This window comes from Lysinibacillus sp. CNPSo 3705 (assembly GCF_028674935.1).
GTDB lineage: Bacteria > Bacillota > Bacilli > Bacillales_A > Planococcaceae > Lysinibacillus.
Map to the genome: position 1 here is coordinate 1 of NZ_JAQZSD010000190.1, position 488 is coordinate 488.

General features: G+C 34.6%; 2 protein-coding genes. Both read right to left on the reverse strand.

Annotated elements, in window-relative coordinates; genetic code table 11:
• On the reverse strand, positions 1-75 hold a 75-nt coding region (locus tag PVA17_RS25610), incomplete at its 3' end, for a hypothetical protein (RefSeq protein WP_483308050.1).
• A gap of 16 nt (positions 76-91) precedes the next feature.
• A partial coding sequence (locus tag PVA17_RS24955) for a transposase (protein WP_483308049.1) occupies positions 92-488 on the reverse strand: 397 nt, incomplete at its 5' end.

Here is a 488-nt window from a genome sequence, read left to right on the forward strand (position 1 = left end):
TTTATACTTTAAATTTAATAAGATTTTTGCTCGAAAGTGATCGAAGCGTCGAAAGCCATATGCATTCCGTTTCATCGCTTTTGTTTTATTATTAATGCCCTTCCAAGAAGCCGTTGGAATAACCAAAACTAAAGCTATTTAAGATTTCTACTTGCCAGTTTTTAAATGTTTGAATTGCTTTTAAGAAAGCTGGTAATTTTGTCTCTTCTACCTTACGGTAAAAAACTTGTAATTGCTTCTTCACTTCTACGACATCATTCTTTGTCTTTGCCCAATCAAACCATTCACAATAGGCTTCCTTTAATTTATGAGCTACTTTTAATGTTTCAGACATTTCAGTATAGCGCTGTAAGTACCACTGTTGTTTCGGTGATAATTTAGATGCACGCTTATAAAACACATGACGCATACGTTTACACTTTGTGCGATTGTATTTGTCCCATTCTTTTTGTACTTGTCGGCGCACTTCATCCATTGCCCAATAGATA